25 protein-coding genes are annotated in these 24217 nt (G+C 63.2%); 10 read left to right on the top strand and 15 right to left on the bottom strand.

From position 1 onward, the window contains the following. Positions 1–124: 124 nt before the first annotated feature. Both V5735_RS12830 and V5735_RS12825 read right to left on the bottom strand, forming a co-directional pair. Positions 125–2059 (bottom strand): AMP-dependent synthetase/ligase, encoded by a 1935-nt coding sequence (locus V5735_RS12830; RefSeq protein ID WP_423743880.1) that lies wholly within the window; start codon positions 2057–2059, stop codon positions 125–127. Between the two features lie 83 nt (positions 2060–2142). Beyond that, a complete protein-coding gene (locus V5735_RS12825; RefSeq protein ID WP_423743879.1) occupies positions 2143–3060 on the bottom strand; it encodes an MBL fold metallo-hydrolase in 918 nt (305 codons plus the stop codon). Between the two features lie 115 nt (positions 3061–3175). On the opposite strand from V5735_RS12825, the gene V5735_RS12820 reads away from it, so the two are divergent. The 4 genes from V5735_RS12820 (at position 3176) to V5735_RS12805 (ending at position 7497) form a co-directional block, all read left to right on the top strand. Further along, a complete protein-coding gene (locus V5735_RS12820; protein ID WP_423743878.1) occupies positions 3176–3469 on the top strand; it encodes a hypothetical protein in 294 nt (97 codons plus the stop codon). 299 nt (positions 3470–3768) lie between these two features. Further along, entirely contained in the window at positions 3769–5124 is a 1356-nt protein-coding gene (gene serS, locus V5735_RS12815; RefSeq protein WP_423743877.1) for a serine--tRNA ligase, read from the top strand. A gap of 75 nt (positions 5125–5199) precedes the next feature. Further along, the gene (locus V5735_RS12810) at positions 5200–6618 is read left to right on the top strand and encodes an FAD-dependent oxidoreductase (protein ID WP_423743876.1); all 1419 of its coding nucleotides are present in this window, start codon (positions 5200–5202) and stop codon (positions 6616–6618) included. Between the two features lie 153 nt (positions 6619–6771). Further along, positions 6772–7497, top strand: coding sequence for a helix-turn-helix domain-containing protein (locus V5735_RS12805; RefSeq protein ID WP_069452913.1), 726 nt, complete (start codon positions 6772–6774; stop codon positions 7495–7497). Positions 7498–7539: 42 nt separating this feature from the next. Here the strand turns inward: V5735_RS12805 and V5735_RS12800 are convergent, their stop codons facing one another. The 4 genes from V5735_RS12800 to V5735_RS12785 form a co-directional block, all read right to left on the bottom strand. Continuing rightward, positions 7540–8001, bottom strand: a complete 462-nt coding sequence (locus tag V5735_RS12800) for a hypothetical protein (RefSeq protein ID WP_423743875.1) — start codon at positions 7999–8001, stop codon at positions 7540–7542. A gap of 7 nt (positions 8002–8008) precedes the next feature. Then, positions 8009–9619, bottom strand: a complete 1611-nt coding sequence (locus V5735_RS12795; RefSeq protein ID WP_423743874.1) for a sodium:solute symporter family transporter — start codon at positions 9617–9619, stop codon at positions 8009–8011. Continuing rightward, positions 9616–10176, bottom strand: a complete 561-nt coding sequence (locus V5735_RS12790; protein ID WP_423743873.1) for a hypothetical protein — start codon at positions 10174–10176, stop codon at positions 9616–9618. Before V5735_RS12790 ends, V5735_RS12795 begins: the two co-directional genes overlap by 4 nt. A gap of 123 nt (positions 10177–10299) precedes the next feature. Further along, on the bottom strand, positions 10300–10626 hold the full coding sequence (locus V5735_RS12785) for a nuclear transport factor 2 family protein (RefSeq protein ID WP_423743872.1): 327 nt from the start codon (positions 10624–10626) through the stop codon (positions 10300–10302). Positions 10627–10890: 264 nt separating this feature from the next. Between V5735_RS12785 and V5735_RS12780 the strand changes: the two genes are divergently transcribed. Together V5735_RS12780 and V5735_RS12775 are read left to right on the top strand one after the other, a co-directional pair. Then, a complete protein-coding gene (locus V5735_RS12780; protein WP_423743871.1) occupies positions 10891–11394 on the top strand; it encodes a DUF367 family protein in 504 nt (167 codons plus the stop codon). A 51-nt stretch (positions 11395–11445) separates the two neighbouring features. Beyond that, positions 11446–11595: a 50S ribosomal protein L40e gene (locus V5735_RS12775; RefSeq protein ID WP_423743870.1), complete on the top strand. Its 150-nt coding sequence runs from the start codon at positions 11446–11448 to the stop codon at positions 11593–11595. A 60-nt stretch (positions 11596–11655) separates the two neighbouring features. On the opposite strand, the gene V5735_RS12770 is transcribed toward V5735_RS12775, so the two are convergent. Further along, positions 11656–12201 carry a GNAT family N-acetyltransferase gene (locus tag V5735_RS12770; protein WP_423743869.1) on the bottom strand — a complete coding sequence of 182 codons (546 nt, stop codon included), beginning with the start codon at positions 12199–12201 and terminating at the stop codon, positions 11656–11658. A 96-nt stretch (positions 12202–12297) separates the two neighbouring features. Beyond that, positions 12298–12948, bottom strand: a complete 651-nt coding sequence (locus V5735_RS12765; RefSeq protein WP_423743868.1) for an MBL fold metallo-hydrolase — start codon at positions 12946–12948, stop codon at positions 12298–12300. Positions 12949–13029: 81 nt separating this feature from the next. Between V5735_RS12765 and V5735_RS12760 the strand changes: the two genes are divergently transcribed. From V5735_RS12760 to V5735_RS12750, 3 genes are all read left to right on the top strand, one after another. Beyond that, positions 13030–13209, top strand: a complete 180-nt coding sequence (locus tag V5735_RS12760; protein WP_423743867.1) for a DUF5786 family protein — start codon at positions 13030–13032, stop codon at positions 13207–13209. Position 13210: 1 nt separating this feature from the next. After that, complete coding sequence (locus tag V5735_RS12755; RefSeq protein WP_423743866.1) at positions 13211–13774, top strand: DUF99 family protein; 564 nt, start codon at positions 13211–13213, stop codon at positions 13772–13774. Between the two features lie 130 nt (positions 13775–13904). Further along, complete coding sequence (locus tag V5735_RS12750) at positions 13905–14492, top strand: uracil-DNA glycosylase (protein ID WP_423743865.1); 588 nt, start codon at positions 13905–13907, stop codon at positions 14490–14492. Between the two features lie 132 nt (positions 14493–14624). On the opposite strand, the gene V5735_RS12745 is transcribed toward V5735_RS12750, so the two are convergent. The 7 genes from V5735_RS12745 to V5735_RS12715 all read right to left on the bottom strand — a co-directional run bounded on the left by V5735_RS12745 (position 14625) and on the right by V5735_RS12715 (position 23407). Beyond that, positions 14625–16031, bottom strand: a complete 1407-nt coding sequence (locus V5735_RS12745; protein WP_423743864.1) for a hypothetical protein — start codon at positions 16029–16031, stop codon at positions 14625–14627. 411 nt (positions 16032–16442) lie between these two features. Beyond that, positions 16443–16883, bottom strand: a complete 441-nt coding sequence (locus V5735_RS12740) for a universal stress protein (RefSeq protein ID WP_423743863.1) — start codon at positions 16881–16883, stop codon at positions 16443–16445. Positions 16884–16954: 71 nt separating this feature from the next. Then, complete coding sequence (locus V5735_RS12735; protein WP_423743862.1) at positions 16955–18229, bottom strand: anion permease; 1275 nt, start codon at positions 18227–18229, stop codon at positions 16955–16957. 54 nt (positions 18230–18283) lie between these two features. Beyond that, the gene (locus tag V5735_RS12730; protein ID WP_423743861.1) at positions 18284–20446 is read right to left on the bottom strand and encodes a PQQ-binding-like beta-propeller repeat protein; all 2163 of its coding nucleotides are present in this window, start codon (positions 20444–20446) and stop codon (positions 18284–18286) included. Positions 20447–20517: 71 nt separating this feature from the next. Continuing rightward, positions 20518–21531: a phosphonate ABC transporter, permease protein PhnE gene (gene phnE / locus V5735_RS12725; RefSeq protein ID WP_423743860.1), complete on the bottom strand. Its 1014-nt coding sequence runs from the start codon at positions 21529–21531 to the stop codon at positions 20518–20520. After that, on the bottom strand, positions 21528–22283 hold the full coding sequence (locus tag V5735_RS12720) for a phosphonate ABC transporter ATP-binding protein (protein WP_423743859.1): 756 nt from the start codon (positions 22281–22283) through the stop codon (positions 21528–21530). Before V5735_RS12720 ends, phnE begins: the two co-directional genes overlap by 4 nt. 101 nt (positions 22284–22384) lie before the next feature. Then, on the bottom strand, positions 22385–23407 hold the full coding sequence (locus V5735_RS12715) for a phosphate/phosphite/phosphonate ABC transporter substrate-binding protein (protein ID WP_423743858.1): 1023 nt from the start codon (positions 23405–23407) through the stop codon (positions 22385–22387). Positions 23408–23555: 148 nt separating this feature from the next. On the opposite strand from V5735_RS12715, the gene hisH reads away from it, so the two are divergent. Next, positions 23556–24215 (top strand): imidazole glycerol phosphate synthase subunit HisH, encoded by a 660-nt coding sequence (gene hisH, locus V5735_RS12710; RefSeq protein WP_423743857.1) that lies wholly within the window; start codon positions 23556–23558, stop codon positions 24213–24215. The last annotated feature ends 2 nt before the right edge of the window (positions 24216–24217 follow it).

The raw sequence follows: 24217 nt of genomic DNA, 5'->3' as shown, positions 1-24217 counted from the left end.
CATGGTCTGAATGGGACACTGCAGCGGGAAAGGAGCCGAACTGGATTGTCAATCGTTTCTATTTTCGATCGAAACGTGGTCGTTTGTCAAGATTCTCTTCGAAAAGACCGGTTCGAGGTGAGAATCAGTCGACGTAGATGGCGTCGATGTCGTCGGCGAAGCGGTCGAGGATGTTGCGGCGTTTCTTCTTCATCGTCGGCGTGAGCAGGTCGTTGTCCTCGGTGAACTCGATGGGGACGAGCCTGAACTGCTTTATCTGCTCGTAGGACTCGAAGCGCTGATTGATGCGCTCGACTTCGGCTTCGACCCACTCGTACACCGTGTCGTTCCGGCACAGTTCGCGGTCGTCGTCGGGAAGCGAGAGACCCTCGCGGGCGGCGCGCTCGCGGACCTCCTCGGCGTTGGGGACGATGAGCGCGCTGACGAACTTCCGGCCGTCGCCCATGACCATACACTGCTCCACGATGTTGCTGGCGGCGAAGGCGTCCTCGATGGGGCCGGGCGCGACGTTCTTGCCGGTCGAGAGAACGAGCAGTTCCTTGGCGCGCTCGCGGAATACGATGTACCCGTCGGGGCGGATTTCGACGATATCGCCGGTTCGGAACCAGCCGTCCTCCGTGAAGGCCTGTTCGGTCTCCTCCGGTTTGTTCCAGTAGCCGTCGGTGACGTTCGGACCCTTGACGAGGAGTTCGCCGACCTCGCCCGCCGCGTCCGAGAACTGCTTGCCGACGACGGAATCGTCGACCTTCACTTTTTCGTCCACGACGGGGTAGCCGATGGTCCCGATCTCCGGCGCTTCGGGCGGGTTGACCGAGATGACGGGCGACGTTTCGGTGAGTCCGTAGCCTTCGAGGATGGGCAGTCCCATCCCGTGATAGAGCGCGCACAAATCAGCCGAGAGACTGCCGCCGCCGCTGATGAAGAACTCGATGTTGCCGCCGAGTCCGTTCTTCACCTGGTCGAAGACGAGTTTGTCGGCGAGCAGTTTCTGCGCCCGGAGGCCGACGCCCGGTGAGTCCACTTCGTGATACGCCTTGCCGACGTCCGTCGCCCACTCGAAGATTCGGCGTTTCAGGTCGCTCTCGTCGGCCTGTGACCGAATCGCGTCGTAAATCCGCTCGTAGACGCGGGGGACGCTGGTGCCGGTCGTCGGCCTGACCGCGCGGAAATCGTCCTGCAACGTGTCCGGGCTTTCAGCGTAGGCGACCGTCGCACCGGCCGCGAACATCATGAAGTGACCGGCGGTTCGTTCGAAGACGTGCGCGAGCGGGAGGAACGAGACGGTCTTCGAGTGTTGGTCGACGACCGGAACCTCCTTGTCGGGTCGGGGGCCGAACCGCCGATAACACTGGTTGACGTTCGACCGGAAGTTCCAGTGGGTGAGTCTCACGCCCTTCGGTTTGCCCGTCGTTCCGCTGGTGTAGATGAGCGTGGCGAGGTCGTCCAATTCGCGGGCGTCGATCCACGATTCGTACTCGTCGGCGTCGAACGCCTCCTCGCCGCGGTCGTGTACCTCGCCGAGCGTGTAGAGGTCGTCGCGGTCGTACTCCCGCGAGAGGGAGTCCATCACGACGATGAATTCGAGGTCGAGTGCGTCTTCCGCCTCGAACACGCGTTCCAGCAAGTTCTCGTTCTCGACGACGACGCCCGTCGCCTCGGGGTCGCCGAGGAGGTACTCGACTTGGGAGACGGACGAACTCCGATAAACTGTCGTCACGACCGCGCCCGCCGCGAGCAACGCGAAGTCAGTCTGTGCCCACTCCATCCGCGTGTCGGCGAAGACGCCGATTCTGTCGTCCGCTTCGACACCGAGGTCGCGGAACCCGGCGGCGAGGTTGCGAACGATGTCGCGCATCGTCGCGTACGAGATGGACCGAAACTCGCCATCCGGTGCCGCCGGAAGCGCGGTTTCGGTCAGCGAGCGACTGTAGACGCCGCCCTTGTACTGCTGTGCGGGACGATTTTGGTGTCGTTCGGCGCTGTCCTCGAACATGCGGGCCAGCGTCGTCCGCTCGATGGCTGGGTCGGTAAACTCCTTCTCGGCGTCACGCCACTCCATACCAGTCACTTGCAAGTTCTCACCCATTAAGGTAGTGTAGAACGGTGCGAAAGTTTACTCCAGTTTTTCCGGTTTCGAGCGTTTCACATACCTTCGTGGGTGTCGAGATAGTGAAGAACGCCGCGGGTGTTCATCGCTGTCTCGGCGTGTGCCTTCGTCTCGCCCCAGATTTCGTCCATTTCGCCTTCCTCGACGAAGTGCTCGATTATCTCCTCGTCGTCGTCCGCGGCCGCGCGCTGGGCGTCCACCGCCGCGACCCACTTCGAGAGAACTTCGCCGTACTCGTCCATCGCGTCCTCGGAGTACTCGCGCGGCCCGAAGTGCGTGTAGAGGAGCGTCCCCGGCGCGAGGTCGCGGATGGTCTCCACGTCGTCCAGACACTGGTCCAAATCGAAGTCCGTCGGCGGCGATGTCTCGCGGACTTCGCCGATACTCGGCACCCAAATACCCGCGGCGTCGGCGGTGAACACCGCGTCGTTCGCCGGGTCGTAGAACATCGTTTGATGCGGCGCGTGCCCCGGCGCGTGGATGACGTCCAGTTCGTGACTGCCGCAGTCGATGGTGTCGCCGTCCGTCACTTCCACGACGCGCTCCTCGGGGACGGGTTTCGGTTCGACGTAGAACTGCCACTGGTCGCCCACGGCCGCCTTCGTTCCCTTCACCAGATACTCGGGGTTCACGAGGTGGCGCGCGCCGATTTCGTGGACGTACACGTCCGCGTTCGGGCACTCCGCGGCCAGAAAGCCCGCGCCGCCCGCGTGGTCGAGGTGGACGTGCGTCGGCGCGATGACCGCCACGTCCTCCCGCGCGATATCCAACTCGGAGAGCGCGTCGAGGATTCGGTCGTAGTGGGTCCCGATGCCGGTCTCCACGATGGCCGGACGGTCGGTGTCGAGGATGTACACCGCGCCGTAGGCCTCCGTGTCGTACATTCCGGTGTCGAGGTAGTACAGGTCCGAACAGTCCCCCATCGTGACTTCCCGTAGGTCGCCGATTGCCATACCGTACCTCGCGTGGGGAGACGGGAAAAACGATTCGCGTCACACGTGTTTCGTGATTCACCTGCGAGGAGTTCCTCGTTTTATCGAACGTGTGGCTACGGCGAACCGTTTCCGTGTGCCGAGGACCGCTGGCGGCGAGCATCCCGCACCGTACCCCACCCGCACCGCCGGTGTCCCCACACCTCCCCGCCAGCGCGGGAATGCGCTCGCCGTTCGCGTCTTCCGCCTCGCGCGACGCGCGCTGGCGCACCCTCCCGGAAGCGTAATCGTGCGTTCCATGGCGGCTATTCGTGGTGCGCGATACCGACCGAAGGACCCCGGCGCGTGCGCCAACAACACCGAGGACGCTTCGTCAGAGGGGTTGGTTGGCTATCACGCGAGGGATGAGTACCGGAGCGAACGGACGTGAGTGAGGAACGCAATCGGTTGGGGAGGGTGTGGTTGATGCGGTTGCGGTGCTGGGCGGGATTGAAAGGGGCCGCGCGCTCGCGTTCATCGTGGTCGGTGTGCGAGCGTGGTGGGGGCTTTCCGAGACTTCGTATCAGTGTTGGGAGCGTTAGCCACGGATTCTCCTCGACATCCCCTACCCGGTCGGTGCGATGCAGAAACGCCCACCTACAACGTCCTCGAAGCCGATTGCGAACACTGTCACATCGTCTCGATATAGCGACACGGTTTTTTGCAGGCGTGGTGAAACCCGAGTCAGGAATGCTCGACAGGAAGTTTATCCGGGACCACCCGGACGAAGTTCGAGAGGGGCTCGAAAACCGAGGCGGCGACGTGGATTTGGACGGCTTTCTCGATGTGGACGCTGAGTGGCGCGAACTGAAGGCGCGCGGCGACGACCTTCGGCACGAACGAAACGAGGTCAGCCGAAGCATCGGCGAGCTGAAACAGGAAGGAAAAGAGGAGGAAGCACAGGCGGCCATCGAACGGTCGAGCGCGCTCAAAGAAGAGCTCGAAGAAGTCGAGACGAAGGCGAGCGAACTGGAGGAGGAACTCGAAGAGCGGATGCTCGAAATCCCGAACGTGCCACACGAGAGCGTCCCAGTCGGCGTGGACGAGGACGACAACGTGGAACAGCGGCGCGAGGGCTTCGGCGACCTCCGAGACCTCCCGGCGGACGTGATTCCGCACTACGAACTCGGCGAGGAACTGGACATCATCGACGAGGAGCGAGCGGCGAAAACCACCGGCAGCGGCTTTTACTTCCTGAAGGGCGACGGCGCGCGACTGGAGCACGCCATCATGCAGTTCATGCTGGACGTGCACCGTGAGCAGGATTACGTGGACATCTTCCCACCGATACCCATCAACAGCGACTCGATGACGGGGACGGGCCAACTGCCGAAGTTCGCCGAAGACGCCTACAAAATCGAGGGCGAGGACCTCTGGCTCTGCCCGACCGCGGAGGTGCCGGTGACGAACATGTACGCGGACGACATCCTCCTGCGCGACGACCTGCCGCTGAAACACCAGGCGTACACGCCGAACTTCCGCCGCGAGGCCGGTGAACACGGCACGGAAACGCGCGGTATCGTGCGCGTCCACCAGTTCAACAAGGTCGAGATGGTCAACTTCGTGGAACCCGAGGAGAGCTACGACCGCCTTGACGTCCTGTTGGACGAGGCCGAAGAAGTCCTGCGCCGCCTCGAACTGCCGTACCGGGTCCTCGAACTCTGTACGGGCGACCTCGGGTTCAAGGCGACCAAGCAGATAGACCTCGAAGTGTGGGCACCCGGCGACGACTTGGACGACGGACCGGAGGAAGGAGGCCGCTGGCTGGAAGTCTCGACCGCTTCGAACTTCGAGGACTTTCAGGCCCGTCGGGCCGGACTTCGCTACCGCCCCGAACGCCACGAATCGACGGAGTACCTGCACACGCTGAACGCCTCGGGGCTGGCGCTCCCCCGCGTCATGGTCGCCATTCTTGAGTACTACCAGAACGACGACGGCACGGTGACGATTCCCGAAGCCCTCCGGCCGTACATGGGCGGACAGGAGGTCATCGAAGGCCACGAACCCGTCGGCGAGAGCGCGCTCGGGTCGGGCGAACGGGACTGAAGGAGTTTCGCTCCGCGAACCGTCTTGTTCAATTTGTGCAATACTGTTTTAATCGGTGACGACCAAGTGTGACGTATGGGACGAACGTTCGTCGTCGTCGGCGGTGATGCCGCGGGAATGAGTGCAGCGAGCAAGGCGAAGCGGGACGACCCCGACCTCGAAGTCGTCGTCTTCGAGAAGGGCGAGTGGGTGTCCTACGGAGCCTGCGGGCTTCCGTACTACGTGAAGGGAGAAATCGAGTCGCTGGACGACCTCGTGACGCTCACGCCGGAGGAGTTCGCCGAACGCGGCATCGACCTCCGACAGCACCACGAAGTCGTCTCCATCGACCGGGAGGCACGGACGGTCACGGCCGTCCACGACGGAGAACGAGTCGAGCAGTCCTACGACGACCTGCTCGTCGCCACCGGCGCGCGCGCCGTCGTCCCGCCCATCGAGGGCGCGGACCTCGACGGGGTATTCACGCTCCACAGCATGAACTCGGCGGCGACCGTCAAACGCGCGCTCTCCCCACCGGCTGCGGTGCCGGACGACGAGTTCCAAGAGGGGTACGGCGCACAGGTTCACGAATACCTCGCCGCGGCGAACCCGGATTCAGTGGGCATCATCGGCGGCGGCTACATCGGCTTGGAGATGGCGGAGGCGTTCGACGCCCGCGATATGGACATCCACGTCTTCGAGATGCTGCCGCACGTGCTCGCCCCGTTCGGGGAAGACGTCGCCGAGAAGGTCGAGGACCACCTCGAATCGAACGACGTCGGCCTCTCGCTCGACACGATGGTCGAGCGCATCGTCGGCGAGGACGGCCGCGTGACCGGCATCGAGGCCGACGGCGAGACGATCCCAGTTGACGTGGTGCTGGTCGCAACCGGCGTCGCGCCGAACGCCGAACTCGCGGGGGAGAACGGCGTCGAACTGGGCGAGACGGGGGCCATCGCCACCGACGAGTACGGGCGAACGAACGACGAGAACGTCTTCGCCGGGGGCGACTGCGCCGAAGCGCGCAACGCCGTGACGGGCGAACCGGACTACGTACCGCTGGCGCTGACCGCGAACCGGGCGGGGCGCGCCATCGGACAAACGGTCACGGGTACCCCGACGCCCGTCGGCGATATCGTCGGCACGGCGGTGGTGAAGGTGTTCGACCTCGAAGCCGCGCGGACGGGAGTCATCGACCACGAGATAGCCGAAGCCGCCGGATACGACCCCGTATCGCAAGTCATCGAGCAGGGGTCGCGGGCGCACTACTACCCCGGCGGGTCGCCCATCACTGTCCGGTTGACCGCCGACCGGGAGTCCGGCCGCCTGCTCGGCGCGAGCATGGTCGGCCGCGAGGGCGTCGCACAGCGCATCAACACGGTGGCGACCGCCCTCCACGCCGAGATGACCGTCGGTGAGGTCGAGTACCTCGACTTGGCGTACGCGCCGCCGTTCGGTCCCGTCTGGGACCCGGTGCTCACGGCTGCGAAGGTCCTGCACGGAAAGCTCGACTGAAGTCCGGGTGGGATTCGAGCGAGGCACGACCTCCGTTCCGAACGATATTCGACCGTTTTCACCCTCGTTTCCGGGCGGTACCTGACGGAACGGATTTACAATAGAGAGGTCAGATTCCGATATTTATTTCCATAATGAACGATGAAATGGGATATGATTTCGGTAACAATGGACATGGTGCAGTATGACTGTCCATACATCGACGTGACGGACGAAACGGACGTCTCGTTTCACACCATGCATTGGGACTTCAACACCGCCCAGCGGAAGTTGGAGACGCGGATTCTCGTTCGCGGGGACGACCGAGGCGCGCTGACCAACGGTCTCGGCGCGCTGCAGGACCACGACCGGATGTTGGAGTTCGAACTCCTCTCGCGCCGCGGCGACACCGCGGTCATCAAGTCGTTCATCGGGCAGACGGACGCGATGCGGACGATTCGAAAGCACGACGGCTACATTACGGGGCCGTTTCAGATCAGCGACGGGAGCGAACGCTGGAACGTCGGGTTCGACTCCGCCGACAACACCGACAACGCCCTCTCGGATTTGGAGAGGAACAACGACTTCCGCGTCGAGAGCCGAAACGCCACGTCGTTCGAGGAGTACCTCGACGTCATCCAGCACCTCGGCGCGGCGAAAAACGTCCTCGACGGCTGTCGAGAACTGTCGGAGACGGAGCGCGAAACGCTCCGCAAAGCCGTCGACGGAGGGTACTTCCGAACGCCGCGGGACGCGAACCTCGGCACGTTGGCCGAGGAGTTCGACGTTTCGAAGACGGCGGCGTCGAACAACCTCCGACGGGCGGAGGCAAAGGTGCTCGAACGCGTCGTGGCGTCGTTCCCCGAAATCGAATCCGAGGACGTGCTGACCCGCGAATAGGCGGACGGCGAATCGAATAGGGAGCGAAAACGAAAACCGAAATCAGAACAACCCGGCGGATTCGACGCCGATATCGACGTGCGAGAGTCGATCATCCGTTTCGAGCGTCTCCACGTCTCCGACGTGTGAGTCAGCCGATTTCGTCGCCGAAAGCTCGAACTCGTCGGCGTCGCCGTCGGTCCACGAAACCGTCAGTTTCGCCCGCCGGAACAGGGTGCCCTCTCGAAGGCGAATCGACCGAACCGAATCGAGCGGAACCGCGAAGTTGCGGTCGCTGAACGACAGGGCACGGTTGGGCGTGGCGTCCGCGAGCTCCTTCCGACCGCGTTCGCCCGTGTCCGCCCGCAACAGCATCGATTTGAACGACTCGCCGACGAAACACCAGACGAGTCGCTCGTCCGTGACGAGGAGGTCCCAGTACTCCATCGACGTGGGGCGCTGGCGGAACCACCCGGAGAGGTGGGCGATTCGCGTTTCGTCCCCGTCATCTCGTGTCTCGGTCATGCTCATTCTATCCCTCCAGAAGGAGGGCGATGTCCTCCGGAACCGTCTGCCGTTCCTGCGTCACCAGCGAGACGCCGATGAAGAGCGCGATTGCGACGAGGAGCGCCACCGTTCCGACCGGGAACGAACCGGGGAAGGGATAGAGATTTGGAACGGTCGTCGCAATCCACTCCGCGCCGGAGACCACAAATGTCGGAAGCGACCCATCCATCCCGGCAACGACATCCGCGATTCGCGGGACGGCGCTGTAGAACAGGTTGACGACCAACCCACCGAGGAGCGCGGCGATGGCACCTTCCTTCGTCGCGCCCTTCCAGTTCAGGCCGAGGGCCGCGATGGCGAAGAACGCCGCCGCGAAGAAGCCCCACCCGATGGTTCCGAGGATGCCGACGAGCGTCTGGGAGTAGTAGACGATGAGCGTCGAGGCGATGGTCAGGCCCGCCAGCGCGGCCTGCGTCACGCGAAGTTCGGTCTTGTCGTCCTCGATGGGTCGGCCGAGCGCGCGGGGGATGTCGCGGGACACCGCGGCCGCACCGATGTTCAGGAACGAGTCGCTCGTGCTCATGATGGCCGCGAGCAGGGCCGCGAGGATGAGTCCGGCCACGACGCCGGGCGTGTGTTCGAGGACGAAGACGGGACCGACGACGGACGCGCTCTTCGGGGCCGCGGTCTGACCCGCCTCGACCATGGCGCGCATCGACAGTCCGGTCGAGAAGGCGAGGAGGCTGGAAATCGCGTACGTCGCCGCCGCGATTGGCGCGCCCCAGCGCAGGATTTTGAGGTTGCGGCTCATGTAGAACTTGGTGATGAGGTGTGGCTGTCCCGCCGCGCCGACGGAGAACAGAATCCACCAGCCGAGCGCCGTGAAGATGGTCGCCGCGGGCGCGCCCATCGCGCCGAACGGCGAGACGAACGCCGGGTCGGCGGTGGCGAGATTGCGCGAAATCGAACCCATGCCGCCGCCGAACGACAGCGCGAAGGCGAAGACGAACAGGGAACCGACTATCATCGTGATGGCCTGCACGAAGTCCGTCCAGACGCCCGCTATCATGCCGCCGAGCATGCTGTAGAGCAGGAGGATGAGCGCGCCGATGAGCAGGCCCCACATCACCGGCAGGCCGAAGATCGCCCGCATGACGTACTGGAGCGCGGCGAGGTTCGTCGCCAGATAGGCCATCACGCCGACGATGACGGCGACGGCGGTGAGGCCGCGAACCCACGCACTCTCGTATCTGACGTACATCCCGTCGGCGAGCGTCATCACGTCGCGGATGTCGGCGAGCAGGCGCATCCGCTTCGCCAGCAGCACCCACGTGATGACGAACCCGAGCGGCGCGGTGAAGAAAATCCACAGCGCCGTCGTTCCGAACGAGTAGACGAGTTCGGGACCGCCGACGAAGCCGAACCCGGACTGAATGACCGAGAACGCCGTTAGCGCGAGCACCCACGTGCCGATGCTCTTGCCGGTGATGAGGAAGTCCGCGGTGCTCTCGGTCTGCATGTAGCCCCAGACGCCGATGGCCAACACGATCAGCAGATAGGCACCGCCGAACAGCAGGACGTACGGGCTATCCGTCACCGGAATTTCTTGGAGGGGGACGAACGGGACGGGACTCATCGTCGGTCACCCCCGTCCGTTTGCGGCGACTTGCCGCTGGGGTCAGCACCGCCGGATTCGCCGCCGTCGGGTTCCGTTCGGGCGACGGACATCGGGAACTGTTTGCCCCGCTGGACCCGCCGCACGTCGTCCATCAGATCGTCAACCACGTCGTCGCTGCCGATGTCCGGGAAGACGAGGGCGTAGTAGACCGCGCCGAGTATCGGGAGCAACCAGAGGAAGACGAAGTACGCCAACGTGGAAACCGGCAGGCCGAGGACGTACGTGTAGTCGGTCACGCCGGGATGCCACCGCAGCCAGATTATGCTGAACCCGACCGCGAAAACCGCGGCCAGTCCGACCAGCAACCACGTGTAGGGGGCGAGGTTCAGTTCGCCGTCGTTCCGTTCGACGGCCGCGGCCGCGAAGTTCGCCACGATGAACAGCGCGGCGCAGTACGAAAACAGCCGATACGCCCCGGTCGCCGCGGCGAGTAACAGCGCGACGGCCAGTGCGGCTATCGTGCCCATGACTTTGTTCCGCGCGCCTCGATTCGCCGACGTTCGTGAAGATGCCATCAACTGTGCACCAAGGTACCAAATGTCGAAAAACGGCGGGTTGATATGTAAAGAATGTTCGAGCGCTGATTTTTCGCCGGTCGCGGGAGATGACTTCTGCGGATGTCGAAACGGCGGGGACGGCTACCGCGTCCGCGTCCGAATCCGCGCGATTCGGCCGTCCACGACGGTGAAGTCGTCCTCGAAGGCGAACATCGTATCGCCGTCGGCGTCGAGCAGGCGGCCCTCGGCGACGACCGACTCCCCGTTCTCCTCGACCCGCGAGAGTTCGTGACTCGTCTCTTTGTTCGGGCGGTCGTCGCGCATGAACGAGACGAGTGTGTCGCGTCCCTCGATGGTCCGGTCGGGTCGCTCGTGTACCACGTTCGGGGCGAACAACCCGGCGAACGTCTCGTAGTCGTGTGCGTCGATGGAATCGTAGTACGCCCGAACGACCGCTTCGGAGTCCATACGCGGGACAACGCGGACGACCCTTTTTATCCTCTCGGCACGAGCTATTGAGTTCTCGATAGTCCGCGGGATAAATTTGAGGCCACAATAGCGGTCATATAAACGTCTATGTCGTCCCCGCGAGCTCGTACATTCGCCGGTGGAATCCGGTACGCCAGTACGACAGAGGAACTGTTTCCATACGGCTCCGCTCCGCACAGCACCGCACCCCCGGCGGGGCCTTCTTCGCGCCACTTTTTACCGAGCCACGCCAAGCGTTCGGCAGTGAACCTCCACGTCCGGTACGAGGGTGACGACGACCCGAAGAAGTGTACGGCGCGAAAGCTCGCGCGGTTCGACCTCGCCGAACTCCACCGCACGACCCGAGCGACGCCGTACGGCATCGTCCTCAATCCGCACGCGGAGCAGGCGCTGTCGCCCGCCGACCGCGCCGAAACCGACACCCTCGTCGCCCTCGATTGTTCGTGGGAGAGCGCGGAGCGGGCGCTGTTCGAGATGCCCGGCGTCCACCGAGCGCTGCCGTTCCTCGTCGCCGCGAACCCCGTCAACTACGGCAAGCCGTTTCGGTTGAACACCGTGGAGGCGTTCGCGGCGGGACTCTGCATCCTCGGGGAGCGCGACCAAGCGGAGGGGATACTCTCGAAGTTCCGCTGGGGGGAGACGTTCCTCGAACTGAACGCGGAACCGCTCCGCCGCTACGCCGACTGTGCCGATTCGACCGACGTCGTAGCCATTCAGCAGGAATATCTGGACGCCGGGGAGGAGTAGCGACGCGGTAACTCAATAACGTTTAAACGCGCGGGGAAGAAAACGCACGGTATGGCCAGTTTCGACGCAGCAGAGAAACGAACGCTCGAAAAGATGATTTGCATGCGCTGTAACGCGCGCAACCCGCAGCGAGCGGAGAAGTGCCGCAAGTGCGGCTACAGCAAGCTCCGCCCGAAGAGCAAGGAATCGCGCAGCGCATAATCGGGTCGCCGATTTTTCGTTCGAATCGCAACCGGGAGCCGCGCGTTTCTCCGCGTCCCGCTATTCGTCTCCCCCGAACCATTCGTCTTCGAGGACGGCGTAGCGCTCGACGTTTACGTATCCGCCGTCGAGGAACTCGGCTTCGACGTGTGTCGCCTCGTGGCGGAAACCGAGCTTTTCCCAGATGCGGGCGGAGCCGACGTTGCCTTCGAAGACGCGGGCGAAGATCCGGTGGTGGCGGCGTTCGCGGAACCCGAAGTCGGTGATGAGCCGACTGGCCTCCGTACCGTAGCCCTCGCCCCAGAACTCCTCGGCGAGAGAGATGCCGATTTCGGCGTTCACGCCCGTCGAGTCGTGCGGGTGGAGGCCGATGGTCCCCATCGCTTCGCCGTCGCGGCAGATGAGCAGGTGCGTGTGGTCGGTGTCGGCGTCCGAGGCGCGCTCCTCGTACCACTCTCGTTCCTGTTCGCCGTTGATTGGCGAGCGACTGCCGAGGAACCGGCGGACGTTCGGGTCGTTGATGGTCTCTTGCAGGAAATCCAAGTCGTCCGCTTCGACCGTCCTGAGTTCGATTCGGTCGCCGCGTAGAAAAACGGGTCCGGGCATGAAAGAGAGAGGTTCGACCGAGGAGAAAAGCGTGTTCGATTCGTGTTACCATACGGCGCAGAGCGTCTCGCTATCCGGCGACACGGAGTGTCTCGCTCACTCGGGATACTTCGGTTCGCGTTTCTCCGCCCGCTCCAGTGCGGTTTCGATGACGTCGCGCACGTCGCCAGAACTGTCCTGCCGTTCCGGCTGGCTCTCGGGACCGTCCCCGTGGAATTCGTCACCGTGTCCGGCGTACATGTGTTCGACAGAATCCGGCATACGGTCGAGGAGGTCGCGGATGCTCTCGATGAGTTCCTCGCGGGACTGCCCCGGCATGTCGGTTCGTCCGAAACTGCCGTCGTCGAACGCGCCGTCGTCGTGGACCACGACGTCGCCGCTGAAGACGGTCGAATCGCTGACGAACGCGAGGTGGTCGTCCGCGTGGCCGGGCGTGTGCACAGCCTCGAACTCCTCGTCGCCGATGCGAACCGTATCGCCGTCGGAGAGGGGCGTATCGCGGCGAGGATGCGGGGCGTAGGCGGCGAGTTCCGCGTCGAATTCGTCCAACACGGCGTCGAGTTGTTCGACGTGGTCGCCGTGCTGGTGAGTGAGGACGACCGCATCGAGCGTGTCGGTGTGTTCGCGGATGACGTCCACGACGCCATCCATCGCCCCGGCGTCGACGAGGACGGTGCGCTCGCCGAGGACGAGATACGCGTTGCAGGTGAACGTCTCGGCATCGGCGGTGACGGTGACGACTTGCATATCGGGTCGTTTCCCCCCATCTACCAAAATTCTGACGGGCGCCGAGCGTTTTTAGTGCTCGAAGTGCATACTAACTATCGTATGGGCTTCGGGAGCTACGACGAATCAGAACAAGAAAATCAGGAGTATAGCGCGGACTTGGACGACGACAGCGGTGTCGCAACGTCGGAGCACGACCACGAAGGCAGCGTAGATTTCGAGATTGGGGCATCGAACGACGAGCTGTTGGACCGACTCAGCGAAATCAAAGACGAAGAGTAGCGTGAAGTCGGGTGTTCGAGCGCTCGGTGTCGCGGAATCCTACCGCCGCAACACCAGCACGCTCGCTGGCGTGGTCACCCGCGCGAGCAGGGTGACGGACGGTTTTGTTTTTGGAGACTGTACGGTCGGCGGAACGGACGTGACCGACGGGATTATCGACCTCGTGGAGCGACTGGACCGCGAAGACGTACGCTACGTCCTCGTCGGCGGCATCGCCCTCGCGTGGTACAACGTCGTGGACATGCACCGCCTTCACGAGGCGACCGACCGACCGGTCATCGCCGTCACCTTCGAGGAGAGCGACGGCCTGCTCGCATCGCTGGAAGCCGAGTTCTCCGGCGATGCGCTCGACCGGCGGCGCGAACGCTATCGGGGGCAACCGCCGCGGCGCGAACTCGCGGTCAACGACCAGACGGTCTTCGTTCGACAGGTCGGCCTCCCAGAGGGAGAGGCCCGCGATGTCGTCAGGGCGTTTACGCCCGAGGGCGGCCGACCCGAACCCCTCCGAGTCGCGCGGTTGGCCGCCCGCGCCGCGGACGAGTGGGACAGCGGAACAGATCGCTGAGGAGCAGTGCGATGGAACCGACCGCTAGGGCGAGCGGTCACGCGAGGTCGGAGCCGTCGTCGATTCTCTCCGTTCGATTGTCGCGGCGTAGGCCGAGGATACTTAATACGTCCCGCCCGTTCGGGCGACCATGGGTACGATGGAGGGACTGGACGTCACCGACTGTACGCGCTGTCCGGCACTGGTCGAGTGCCGAAGTCAAATCGTCAACGGCGTCGGTCCGGAGGACGCGGACGTGTTGTTCATCGGGGAAGCACCGGGCGCGCGGGAAGACGAACGGGGCGAACCGTTCGTTGGTCGGAGCGGATCGGTGCTGGACGAAAAACTCCGCGACAGGGGACTGTCGCGGGCGGACGTTCGAATCACCAACTGCGTTCGCTGTCGCCCGCCGGAGAACCGCGACCCGACGACGGAGGAACTCGGCAACTGCCGGGAGTATCTGGAGCGAGAAATCGAACTCGTGAATCCCGACGTCATCGTCACGCTCGGGAAAGTTCCGAGCCAGCACGTCCTCGACCGCGACGTGGCAGTGACGAACGAAGCCGGGTCGATAGAAGCCGTCGAACTCGGCGGGACGAAACGCGACGTGCTCGTCTGCCTGCACCCCGCCGCCACGCTCTACGACCGGAGTCAGGAGTCCACGTTCGAGAGCGCGCTCGACAAGGCGGCGACGATGGCGGGCGCGAACGGCGGCCAGTCGAACCTCGGCGATTTCTGAGTGGGCGAGACGGACGGGATTCGGCGACGCCGTGGCTACGGAGTCGGACACGAACCGCGAAAATAACGACAGAATCAACGGGGCTTTCTCTTCGTCACCGACGAGACGTTTCGAAGCCGAGTCTCGAATCGTTTAGCTCTGGCAGTTGCCCGCGTTCGATTCTGCGTACTGGACGTTTTCGTTCCGCTGGTAGTTCAGCTGTTCCGCCGTCGCGTCGCCGTCGTCCATGGAGAACGCGATGGCGCTGTTCTGCTCGTTCACGTTCAGCTGTTCGATGTACTGTACTTGTTCGATTTCGGAGAGCGCTTGCTGCGTGTTGACTTGGTCGCCGCCGTTGTCGTACGCGACCGCCCACGACCCGTCTCCTTTCGCGTCGGTACCCTTCACCACGCCCTCGATTTGGAGGGCGCCCTCGTCCACGTTGACCGATGTCGCCGAGGCGATTTGGGCGTTGAAGTTGCCCTGATAGCTGGCCTGCGTGGCCGTCGACTCGCTACCGTTCAGCGCGACCGCCAAGGCCGCGTTCTGCACGCTGGAGTTACGCTGGCTGACGTCCTGGAACTGGTCGATTTCGGATTCGGCACCCTGCTCGTTCGCCTGCATCGACCCGTCCGACGTGCGTTTCACGTCGGAGTCCGAGTAGTCGCCCGTCATCTTGGCGGTGGACATGTACTCGTCGACGGGGGTCAGGTCGAAGTTGAGCGCCGTGGCCTTCGCTATCTGCTTGTTCCGGTTGAACTGACAGCTGATCTGCCACGCTTTGGCGGTACTGCCCTCGCCGACGGCGAGGGCGACCGAGACGCCCTGTTTGTTGTAGTTCAGCTGGTTGACTTCCTGTGACTGGTCGACGGACGAGTCGGCGCTCTGGTTATCGCCGTCGCCGACGTTCTTCGCGAGCGCCTCCGCGTCCTGCACGTTCTGGTTGAGTTGGTAGCTTCGCTGGTAGGAACGGGCGTAGCTTCCGCCTTCCGCGACCGCGACGGCGCGGCTCTGGCTGCTGTAGTTGACCTGATCGACCTCTTGTTCTTGGTCGATTTCGGCGTCGGCGGACTGTTCGCTCTGGTATTCGCCGTCGCTGACGACCCACCCGGAGAACTCGCTCGATTCCGTCTCGTGCGCGAAGATGATGTAGGCGTTCTTGACGTCCTTGAACGTCTGTTTCTTGTGGTCGGCCTTCGCGTTCTTCGACCACGCCTTCCCCGCCTGCACGTTCTGATTGTTCTGGTAGGTGCGCTGGATGGCGTCTGCCTCCCCACCGTCGATGGAGATGGCGACGGCATACTTCTGCTGGTTGACGTTCAGTTGGGAGACGTCCTGGTACTGGATGACCTCGGACGACGACTCCTGTGAACTGGTCTGGAGGTCGTTTTTGTGGTCTGCCAGCCACGATTCGAGGTCGGTGGAGTCGGTGTCGACCCCGAAGATGAGGTAGACGTTATCTCCGTCCGCCTGTACGACATCGTCCGTGGCCGCGTTCGTTGCGCCCGAGAACTTGCTCACCGCTCCGGCGCCGATGCCAGTTGCCGCGATTCCCTTCAAATAGCCTCTGCGTTTAAGCTTGCCGCGATTACGGTTGTTTCCTCGCATAGTGCAACCTGGTAAAACATCGGTTCACATTTCGTTATGAGCCACCTGTCGGCAATACTTAGCGAGTAGGACCTAGTTATAACGGTAAAACGGACAAAAATTGTAGGTATTCGAATACGTATTTCGATGTTGTATTATCACTCTTCGATGAAAACAAAATCGCGGGACGTCCCCGGTTTCAACGAGTACCATCCGGCAAGAAACGTCCTGGCCGGACAAGAAACCTACCAGCACCGCGACCGGAACCGGTGGATCGGCGCGACAATCGTCACACCCGACGAACCACCGCCATCGGAATCGGCGACCCGTCTTTGCCGCACGAATCAGCAAACGGTCGGAGGAAACGGCGAACGAGTGAGAGAATCAGCGGACGACCGTGACCATCATCGGCGCGCGGCGCATCACCTTGTCGGCGACCGAGCCGAGGATGATTTTCGAGATGTCGTCCTTTCCGTGGGTTCCGATGACGATGTGGTCCACGTCGTTTTCGCGGGCGTAGATGAGGATTTGACGGGAGGGCTGGCCCATCTTGACGACGCTCTCGACCGGAACGTTCGCCTGCTCACCGAGTTCCTCGTGCAGTTCGTGGGCGTTGTCCCACTCCTCTTGATACCACTCCTGAGAATAGGCGGGCATCCCCGACTTCCCTATCGGCGACTGATACCCCGGCGAGAGCGGGTCGATATCGAACGGGTTGACGACGGTGATGAGCGTGAGTTCGACGTCCGGCATCGACGCCGCGTATTCGAACGCCTCCACCGATTTCGGCGAACCATCCAACGGAACGAGAACGTGTTCCCCCATGGCACGTTGAACGGGCGAACGCCAGTAAAACAGTTTTCTCTGTTGTTGACAGCTGTTCCCGGGGAACGAACTCACCCGACGTTCAGGATGAACTCGAAGATGAGAAACGACCCGACCGCCGAAAGGGTGGGCGAGAGGACCCAGAGGAGGACGATTCGACTCGTCGCCGCCGGGTCGAACAGGTTTTCCGCGGTCAGTTCCTCGATGCTCTCCTCGCCGATGGGCGGCACTTCTCCGGCTTCACCGCCGTCGCCGACCGCATTCGGGTCGGGAACGTCGCCGTCCGCCACGTCGCCGATGGTCGGGCCGGGGGGCACCTCGGATTCGCTCGTCTCCGCTATCAACGCACCCGAGGAGAGTTCCGCGGTGGGCGTCTGTTCGCCCTGCAGTGCGGTGTCCGCCACCTCCGCGACCGTCACCGCGCGACTGGCGCGACCCCACCCGAGTCCGATGATGCACGACGTGGTGCTGACCGCGAGACTCGCCGGAATCCCGAGCCGCGAGAGAATCGTGATGATGGTCGCGCCGATGAGCGAGACGATGAGCGCGGCCAGAATCGGCAGGTCGGTGATGCCGTCGCTGACGGTGTCGAGGGTCCGGCGAGCGATGGTAAACCCGCCGAGACCGATAGCCCCGATGGCCAAGAGGATTCCTTGGCTGGCGGTTATCGACCCGTTTCCGATGAGCGGGGCGACCGCGTTGGCCGCGTTCGACGCACCCGCGCTGAATCCCATGTAACAGGCGATGATGAGCACCGACGCTGCGCCGCCCGCCTCTCGTTTGCCGACGTTACCGCCGAGTTTCGGGCGGGGAATCGACCCCGACCGGTCCACCGTCAGCAATCCGTCCTCGATGCGTGAGAACGAGAATCGGGCGTCCAGATGCGGATAGAGGTACCGTCCGACGACCAACCCGACGAAGAAGGCCGAAAGCGGCGCGACGATCCACGCCGAGACGATGGTGAACATCAGCGATTCGTTGAGCGTGTTCGACGCCAACCCCAAGCCGACGATTGCGCCCACCGCCGTCATCGAGGTGGACGCTGGCACGCCGAACAGGTTCGAGATGAGCAACGCGAACCCGGCGAAAAAGAGGACGACGATGCTCGTCACCAGCGTGAACTGGCTCGCCGGGACGATACCGTTGCTCATGGTCTCGATGACGTTTCGACCGACCGTCCACCCGCCTAAGAGGGCAAAACCGGTGAACAGCGCCGCCGCTCCGACCTTCCCGATGATTCGGCTGCCGACCGCGGGACCGAAGGCGACCCCCGTCGAGGACCCCCCGATGTTGTAGCCGACGAACACGGCAACGAACAATCCGACTATCAGTAATGCGGTGACCACTCTCTTCCCCCCACTCGTACAACGGTGGCAAAGTATTTCGTTCTTGCTCGCACCTCAAGCGCGAAACGCCGCCCAACGAAGCATGTCGTCGAACGCGACGACCGACTCGAACCGGTCGTCCGGGTCGTCCGCCATCGCTTTCGATATCACCTCGTACAGCTCCGGTGAGACGGAATCAGAGCGAAGCGATTCGTACTCGTTCGGGTCCGCTCGGGCGAGGAGGAGTTTCCGATACTCCGGATCGAGCATGCGCAGCGACCCCCCGTCGGGGTCCTCGCCGGTCAGAACGAAGGCCGCAATCGCGCCGAGGCGGTACACGTCGGTTCGCTCGTCATCCGCCTCGCCCGCGACCTGTTCCGGCGCGTCGTAGGGTGACCGGTCGCGGAACTCGGCCAGCGCGGCGACCAGTTCCCAGTCGCCCACGGCAACGTCGTCGCCGTCGAGGAGAATCGACTTCGGAGTCAGACCGCCGTGAATCACGCCGTCAGAGTGTGCGTCGTGAACCACCGTGTTCGCGTTCGAGAGCGCGTCGAGTCGCTCCTCGACTGACCGGTGGGAATCGGCGAGCGACCCGTCCGCGTAGTAGGGCAGTTCGACGCTGTCGCCGTCGGTTTCGAGGACGGGAACGACGCCCGGGCGGTCGCTCATCTCGGCCCAGCGTTCGGCCGCCGAGCGGAACGTCCCCGCGACTTGCGGGTCCGTCAGGTGGCGCTCCACGACGACTTCCGGGCCGTCGTCGGTGCGTTTCCTGACGCGATACGACTCGGTGAGCGCGTCCGAAGCGAGGCGGTCGAGCCGACCGTATTCGAGCGTCGGTTCGGTGGCGTCCGCCGTGACCGCCTCGTCGTCATCGTTCCACCGTCGGTACGCCGCGAACGCCGTGGTCCCGACGAGGATGCCCGAGAGCGCCATCCCTGGACCGGACGTGAGGAACTCACCCGTTCCGTCGACGGCAGTGGAGAGAAGCGAATGATGGCGGTCGAACGCGTACAGCGTACCGCGGGTTCCGAAGAGGAGTACATCGTCCGCGAGTATGGTGTTGATGGCACGGTTCTCACCCGTGAACGACCACTGTAACGAACCGTCGTCGGTCGAGAGGACGTACAGCGTTCGCTCGAAAGAGACGTACACGGACCCGTCGCTGACGTTGAGGGTGGTGAAACTGTACTCCTCCGTGGACTCCATGTCGAACGTCCACCGCTCCGTCCCGTCGGTCGTTATCGCGGAGACGGTTCCCTCCCTGTCCACGCCGAACACCGCCCCGTCGGCGACGACCGGTTCGGCGCGAGTGCGCCCGACGTCGTCGTACTGCCACTGGACCGACCCGTCTTCCACGTCGATGGCCTTGAGGTCCGGTCCCCACGAGTAGAGCACGCCGTCTTTCTCGACGGGTTGTCCCTGACTCTCGACGGACCAGTCCCGGGACCCGTCCTCGACGTCGAACGCGTAGAGGGAACTGCCTTCGGTGGCGTACAGGTGAGAGTCGGTAACCGACCGCACGTAGAGAGTCATGAGGCCGGTTTCGACGTTCTGCCAGCGTTTCGTCCCGTCCGGCGCGAACGCGTAGATAGCGTCGTTGAAACTGGTGTAGAGGGTGTCGTTGGCGAACTGGAAACTGACGGCGCGCATATCGTCCTGTGTGGCTTGGTAACTCCACACTTGCTTTCCGGATTCGGCGTCCAACGCGAGGATGAATCGGTCGTCGGAGGAGAGGCGATACACGTTCCCGCCGCCCACTGCTGTCCACCTCGAGGACGTGTCGGTCGATTTGCGCCACCGTTCGTCGCCGGTTTTCAAATCGAGCGCGACGAACGCCCCTTCCGAGTCGGTGTCGTTCCGCACGTTCCGAACGTAGAAGTACATCGAATCGTCGTCGATGACCGGGAGGGAGATACCGGGGAACTCCTTCGTCCACCGCTCGGTTCCGTCGGATTCGTCCAACCCGCGAAACTGGTACGTGGTCGATTCGGTCGAGTCGGAGATGACGATGACCACGGCGATTCCGTCGGCGACGGTAATGGGATACGCGGCTTCGTACCGGGGGTCGGAGTCTTCCGGCGATTCGGGAATCGTCCACGCCGGTTTCGGCGCGTCGTCCGAGAACGTCGTCGTTCCGGTCGTCGTGGTCGTCGCACCGCCGACGCCGACCGCCGCGCCGAGCGTTCCCGTCGTCGTCAAGAATCCACGTCTGGAGAGCGAGGAGGGCGAGGGATTCATACTCGAAGTCACTGCGTGGAGTTATTTATAGTTGGAGATATGGAACGAAACGACAGTCCGGGTCGGACCCGTTACTTCCACGCGGATTGGCCCAGTCGCTCCGGGACGCCGCGAAGGAGGTCGAGGAAGTGCGTGACGAGTCCGCGACCCTCGTCGTTACCGCGGAGGTACGAACGGGTCCGCTGGCTGAGCATCTCGACGCTCACCACGAGGAAGAAGATGACGAAGATGGTCGCCATCATGTTCGTGTACGCGAACAGTCCCTGCTGGGTGTTGAGGATGCCGCCGATTCCGCCAGCGCCGATGAGCCCCATCGTCACCGCGACGCGGACGTTGATTTCGAGGATGTACATCGTCCACGCGATGAAGGGGGTGAACACCTGACTGAGCATCCCGAACACGATGGTCTGCGGACCGCTTGCGCCGGTACTCTCGATGGCCTCGATTGGACCCTCATCGACCTCTTCGAGTTCGTCGGTGAACAGTCGGCCGAGGTTCCCGATGGTGTCGGTTCCGATAGCCAGCGTCGCCGTGAAGGGTGTCAAGCCGCCGAGCGGGATGTAGATGAGCGCCCAGACGAGCGCCGGGATGGACCGGATGGTGCTCATGACGCCGCGGAAGAGGAAGTTGAACGGGAACGGCGTCACGCGCTCGCTCCCCAAGACGCCGAACATGAGCGCGCCGGGGATGCCGAGGACCGTTCCGGCGAACCCGATGGAGAGCGTCGTCAGCGCGGCATCGACGAACGAGAGGCCGTTCTGCTGTGGCTGTTCGACCAGAATGAAATGCGCGTACGCCCCGAAGTCGATGAACGGAATCGTCCCGAAGTACGTCGTCATCGGGAAGAAGTCACCGAGCGCGTCCTCGAACACGGGCATGTACTTGACGAGTTCGCTCACGGAGAAGCCGACTTGACCGAGGGCGAAGCGAAATAGGAAGGCGAACACGACGAGCGCCACGAGCGAACCGAGTCGTCGAATCGTCTTGGCCCGCTTCAGTTCCGTCAACCGTCGTTCAACGGCCCCGGTACCCGCTTGGCTGAACCCGAAGTACGTTCGAATCCATTCGCCACGGCCGTCGCTCATGCCGTCACCTCCGCGTCGCCGCGGATCGCTTCGGTCTGGATGTTACCGTAGATTTCGTCCACCACGTCGATGGTGAAGTCCTCGCGGTAACCGTCGAAGACGAGTTTCCCGTCCTTCATGCCGAGGAACCGGTCGCCGAACTCGCGGGCGAGGTTCACCTGATGGAGGCTCGCAACTGTCGTGAGGTTTCGCTCGCTCGCCGCCCCTCGGATGTATCCCATCACGCTCTCCGCGCTGGCGGGGTCGAGGCTCGCGACCGGTTCGTCCGCGAGCAGGAGGTTCGGTTGTTGAACCAGTGCGCGGGCGATACCGACCCGTTGCTGTTGTCCGCCGCTCATGCGACCCGCTTGCTGTCCCGCTTCGTCGAGCAACCCGACCGTCTTAAGCGCGTCGAGCGCCTCGCGTTTGTCGCCCGGAGCGTTCATCTGCAACAGGCTCCGGAAGAACGGCGTGCGGTGGAGCGACCCGGTGAGCGCGTTCGCGTACGCGCTGATCTGTTCGATGAGGTAGTGTTGCTGGAAAATCATGGCCACGTCGTCGCGCGGGCCGGTTATCTCTTCACCGTCGATGGCAACAGTCCCGTCCGTCGGTTTCGTCAATCCGTTCAGACAACGAAGGAGAGTTGATTTCCCCGCACCCGACTCGCCGAGGAGGACGACGAACTCGCCGTCGGGAATCTCGAACGAGACGTCTTCGAGGGCTTGTACGTCGCCGTATGATTTACTGAGGTTCTCTACTTTGATTGTGCTCATGTGCGTCTGTAGTTTGTCCTCCGGGCCGTATCGCCCGGTTAGCCTTCCGTTTGAATATAGAAAGAAGTCAAATACTAAAACGATACGAAAAAATAGTTCGCTTAGTTGTTACCGAACTCCAAACCGAGTTCCTCTTTGACCTCTCGAACGGGTTTGTAGTCGCTCGCGTCGCCCTTCTGAAGACCGGTGAACCAGAGTTCCTCGTCGCCGCTCGCGTCGCCTTTGAGGTCGTCCTCGGTCGCGTTGATGAGCGCCTGCTGGACCTCCTCGCGTTTCGGCGAGTCCCAGTTCGAGCGAGCGAGGATGGGCGCACGCGGAATGGGCTGGGACGCCTTCAGCAGGTTCAGTTTGGGGTCCTCGCTTCCGGCACCGTCGTACTCCGAGGACTGGTCCTTGAACCGCTTCGGGAACTGGTCCTTCGGGATGTGCGGTGCGGCGACGAACGCACCCGAACCGGCGGCGGCCACGTCCGGCCGGTTCATCATCTGCTTGACAGCGGTGTCGTGGTCACCCGCCCACTGTCCGGTGAAGCCTTTGGGCTTCCCTTCCGGGGCGTTGCCGATGTCGAGTCCGGCCTGCTTCAGCATGTAGAGCGGGAACAGCGACCCGCTGGTCGAGAGCTTGTCGGCGAACGTGACGGTCTCGCCCTTGAGGTCGGACAGTTTGCTGATGCCGCTGTCCGTCGTGGTCGAGAGGAGCGAGAAGTACTTCGCCGAACCGTAGGCGACGCGGATGCCAACGACGTCCGTGACGTTCTCGTCGTCACCGACGACGGCGAGCGTGGGCGACGCGTCCGCGAGGTCGCCGCGGCCGCCTTTGAGCGCCTGAAACACTGCCGGGTAACTCGATGCCTTCTGTGACTCGATGGTGACGCCGGTTTCGGATTCGAGGTAGTTGAACAACGGCTGGTACTGCTTTTTGACGTTGACGGACGACTCCGCCGGTGTGAGGATGAAGTTGACGGTCTCGCCCTCGCCGCTCTTCGTCGTCGTTCCCGTTCCGGTTCCGGGCGTCGTGGATTCACCGTCCGCGCCGTCGCCCTTCGAATCGCTCGTACAACCGGCACTGACTCCGATTATTCCCGCCGCGGTCGCGGATTTTATAAACGCGCGTCGATTTACCATCTGAAATCATGTTATTCGTTCGTTAGTTATCTGTTAAATCTTCCTATTCGTCGCTTTTGAGCCATTTGTGGTAACCATAGTCACGATGTGGCGGACATATTTCCCGGAAACACGAAACCGTTTGTAGTCCGGGACGTAACCCACACCCATGGAAGGGAACACGCACGCGAAGCAACGGTCCGCGTCGGTCGTCGTGGTCGATTACGGCCTCGGCAACCTCCGGAGCGCGGTCAAGGGTCTCGAACGCGCGGGAGCGGACGTCGAGGTGTCCGACGACCCGGCGACGTTCGACGCGGCCGACGGCATCGTTCTGCCGGGTGTCGGCGCGTTCCGTGAGGGCGTGGAAAACGCCGGACCGTACCGCGAAGCGCTCGTCGATGCCGCCGAAAGCGGGACGCCGGTGTTCGGCATCTGTCTCGGGATGCAGATGCTGTTGACGACGAGCGAGGAGGCCGAGCACGCCGGGGAGGGCGACGTTACCGGACTCGACCTCATTCCGGGGACGAACGTCAGGTTCGACGGGGACCAGAAGGTGCCACAGATGGGCTGGAACGAACTCGCCGTCCAGCGCGACCACCCACTGGTCGACGGCGTGGACGGCGAGTACGCCTACTTCGTCCACTCCTACTACGCCGTCCCCGAGGACGACGCCGCCGTCGTGGCGACGACGGACTACGGCACGGACTTCCCGAGCGTCATCGCCGACGAGTCTGGGACCGTCTTCGGCACGCAGTTCCACCCCGAGAAGAGCGGCGACACGGGACTTCGAATCCTCGAGAACTTCGTGAACATCTGCCTCGATAGCTAAAA

It is taken from the genome of Haladaptatus sp. SPP-AMP-3 (assembly GCF_049568665.1).
GTDB lineage: Archaea > Halobacteriota > Halobacteria > Halobacteriales > Haladaptataceae > Haladaptatus > Haladaptatus paucihalophilus.
This window is presented reverse-complemented; position numbering and strand designations above follow the sequence as displayed.

Bases quoted from the DNA above. Each gene is read 5' to 3' on its own strand.
- V5735_RS12830 (WP_423743880.1), bottom strand. From the start codon at position 2,059: ATGGAGTGGCGTGACGCCGAGAAGGAGTTTACCGACCCAGCCATCGAG.
- V5735_RS12825 (WP_423743879.1), bottom strand. From the start codon at position 3,060: ATGGCAATCGGCGACCTACGGGAAGTCACGATGGGGGACTGTTCGGAC.
- serS (WP_423743877.1), top strand. From the start codon at position 3,769: ATGCTCGACAGGAAGTTTATCCGGGACCACCCGGACGAAGTTCGAGAG.
- V5735_RS12810 (WP_423743876.1), top strand. From the start codon at position 5,200: ATGGGACGAACGTTCGTCGTCGTCGGCGGTGATGCCGCGGGAATGAGT.
- V5735_RS12805 (WP_069452913.1), top strand. From the start codon at position 6,772: ATGATTTCGGTAACAATGGACATGGTGCAGTATGACTGTCCATACATC.
- V5735_RS12800 (WP_423743875.1), bottom strand. From the start codon at position 8,001: ATGACCGAGACACGAGATGACGGGGACGAAACGCGAATCGCCCACCTC.
- V5735_RS12795 (WP_423743874.1), bottom strand. From the start codon at position 9,619: ATGAGTCCCGTCCCGTTCGTCCCCCTCCAAGAAATTCCGGTGACGGAT.
- V5735_RS12790 (WP_423743873.1), bottom strand. From the start codon at position 10,176: ATGGCATCTTCACGAACGTCGGCGAATCGAGGCGCGCGGAACAAAGTC.
- V5735_RS12785 (WP_423743872.1), bottom strand. From the start codon at position 10,626: ATGGACTCCGAAGCGGTCGTTCGGGCGTACTACGATTCCATCGACGCA.
- V5735_RS12775 (WP_423743870.1), top strand. From the start codon at position 11,446: ATGGCCAGTTTCGACGCAGCAGAGAAACGAACGCTCGAAAAGATGATT.
- V5735_RS12770 (WP_423743869.1), bottom strand. From the start codon at position 12,201: ATGCCCGGACCCGTTTTTCTACGCGGCGACCGAATCGAACTCAGGACG.
- V5735_RS12765 (WP_423743868.1), bottom strand. From the start codon at position 12,948: ATGCAAGTCGTCACCGTCACCGCCGATGCCGAGACGTTCACCTGCAAC.
- V5735_RS12760 (WP_423743867.1), top strand. From the start codon at position 13,030: ATGGGCTTCGGGAGCTACGACGAATCAGAACAAGAAAATCAGGAGTAT.
- V5735_RS12750 (WP_423743865.1), top strand. From the start codon at position 13,905: ATGGGTACGATGGAGGGACTGGACGTCACCGACTGTACGCGCTGTCCG.
- V5735_RS12740 (WP_423743863.1), bottom strand. From the start codon at position 16,883: ATGGGGGAACACGTTCTCGTTCCGTTGGATGGTTCGCCGAAATCGGTG.
- V5735_RS12730 (WP_423743861.1), bottom strand. From the start codon at position 20,446: ATGAATCCCTCGCCCTCCTCGCTCTCCAGACGTGGATTCTTGACGACG.
- phnE (WP_423743860.1), bottom strand. From the start codon at position 21,531: ATGAGCGACGGCCGTGGCGAATGGATTCGAACGTACTTCGGGTTCAGC.
- V5735_RS12720 (WP_423743859.1), bottom strand. From the start codon at position 22,283: ATGAGCACAATCAAAGTAGAGAACCTCAGTAAATCATACGGCGACGTA.
- V5735_RS12715 (WP_423743858.1), bottom strand. From the start codon at position 23,407: ATGGTAAATCGACGCGCGTTTATAAAATCCGCGACCGCGGCGGGAATA.
- hisH (WP_423743857.1), top strand. From the start codon at position 23,556: ATGGAAGGGAACACGCACGCGAAGCAACGGTCCGCGTCGGTCGTCGTG.